General features: G+C 70.1%; 3 protein-coding genes. All 3 read left to right on the top strand.

Annotated elements, in window-relative coordinates; all coding sequences use genetic code 11:
• Positions 1-163 precede the first annotated feature (163 nt).
• The 3 genes from ETD83_RS41715 (at position 164) to ETD83_RS41705 (ending at position 1390) form a co-directional block, all read left to right on the top strand.
• Entirely contained in the window at positions 164-748 is a 585-nt protein-coding gene (locus tag ETD83_RS41715) for a type II secretion system F family protein (protein WP_138650748.1), read from the top strand.
• 148 nt (positions 749-896) lie between these two features.
• Positions 897-1034, top strand: a complete 138-nt coding sequence (locus ETD83_RS41710) for a DUF4244 domain-containing protein (RefSeq protein WP_329603082.1) — start codon at positions 897-899, stop codon at positions 1032-1034.
• A gap of 32 nt (positions 1035-1066) precedes the next feature.
• Positions 1067-1390, top strand: a complete 324-nt coding sequence (locus ETD83_RS41705; protein WP_230421545.1) for a TadE family type IV pilus minor pilin — start codon at positions 1067-1069, stop codon at positions 1388-1390.
• Positions 1391-1586 lie beyond the last annotated feature (196 nt).

Below are 1586 nucleotides of genomic sequence, written 5' to 3'. Positions count from 1 at the left end.
ACCCCAAAGCCCACAACCTCCACCTCACCCGCCCCGCGACGGAAACCGAGAAGCCGCCCGTAGCCCAACCCAACAACGAGAGGAACCAAGCCAAACCACCCACTCGACGAGACTCACCGCCCATGGCCAGGAGAGGGGACGCCGCGACACCCTCCTCCGGTGCATGGCCGCAGGCACAGCAGGAATGCTGGGCGCGGTGACGCTGGGCGGATCGGTCGGTACCGTGGCCGGACTCCTTGTTGCGGTCGCAGTCTGGTTCTCGTTCGGCCGCCTCGGTAAAGCGGACCGAAGACGCAGGCGGATGCGCCTCGTCGCCGACCTGCCCGTGGCAGTGGATCTTCTTGCCGCGTGCCTGCGCGGCGGCACCCCCTGGCACGAGGCGGTCGCCGCGGTCGCGGACGCGGTGGGCGGTCCGCTCGGAGAGGAACTGGGAGCCGTCTCGGTCCAGATCCGGCTGGGCGCTGATCCGGCCGAGGCGTGGTCAGCGCTCACGAAGGAGCCGATGCTCGCTCCTCTGGCCCGCACTGCCATCCGTGCCGCGTCCACCGGCGCGGCGCTGGCTCCATCCCTGACCCGTCTGGCGCGAGATCAACGGCGCGTGGCGCGCACAGCCGCCGCTGCCAGGGCCCGGGCGGCCGGCATCCACGCGCTCGCTCCGCTGGGCCTGTGCTTCCTGCCCGCCTTCGTGCTGCTGGGCGTCGTCCCGGCCATCGCCGGGATCGCCTCCACGATCCTCCTGCCGCAATGACCCTTCGACTTATCCACAGGATGCCGTTCACACGCCACCCATCCCCCGACCCAGCAGCCTTGAGACGAACAACGAAACGAGAGGGGCCCGTATGCGGCCGAAACAGATGGTGGTGCGGCGATGGTCCATGACGTGCGGAGACCGAGGGATGTCCACCGCCGAGTACGCGGTCGGCACCATCGCCGCAGCGGCCTTCGCCGCCGTGCTGTTCAAGATCGTGACCAGCTCCCACGTGAAGTCCCTCCTCTTACAGATCATCGAGAAGGCCCTCAAACTGGCCGGCTGAACGACCGGGGGATGGCCACGGCGGAGATCGCCGTGGCACTCCCCACCCTGGTACTGATCACAGCGATCGCGCTGTGGGGCTTGACGGCCGCGTCCGTCCAGCTCGCCTGCACGGACGCCGCCCGAACCGGTGCCCGCGCCGCAGCGAGAGGCGAGTCCCTCAACGCCGTGCGCGAACTCGTGGCGAAGGCCGTCCCGGAGGGAGCGACGGTCAAGGTGAGCCGAGACGAAGCCACCGTCCAGGTAGACGTCTCCGTCCCCGTCAAGCCGCCCGCGGCTGCGGGCCTACCGGCCCTGACCGTCCACGCCCACGCGACCGCCGCCACAGAACCAGGCGTCCCACCCGCCGAACCTTGAGCCACCCACTGGCAACCACCTCATCGAACGCACCCACCCGCCGATCAACCACTCCCGGGCATGGCGCCACCAACGCCCAACCGACCGTCCGAACAACAATCGGCGCCCACCAGTGCCCACGTCGGCCGTGCCAGCGGGGTCTGCCAGCCAGCAAGGGCTGCTGCCAGCTTGGCCCGTCGGCCAAGTCCACGGGGGG

Source organism: Actinomadura soli (assembly GCF_005889715.1).
In the GTDB taxonomy this organism is placed as follows: domain Bacteria; phylum Actinomycetota; class Actinomycetes; order Streptosporangiales; family Streptosporangiaceae; genus Spirillospora; species Spirillospora soli.
Note: the sequence above shows the minus strand (reverse complement) of the source record. Positions and strands in the feature narration are given on the sequence as shown.

Excerpts from the sequence above, each read along its gene's own strand:
- ETD83_RS41715 (WP_138650748.1), top strand. The coding sequence starts at position 164 with ATGGCCGCAGGCACAGCAGGAATGCTGGGCGCGGTGACGCTGGGCGGA.
- ETD83_RS41710 (WP_329603082.1), top strand. The coding sequence starts at position 897 with ATGTCCACCGCCGAGTACGCGGTCGGCACCATCGCCGCAGCGGCCTTC.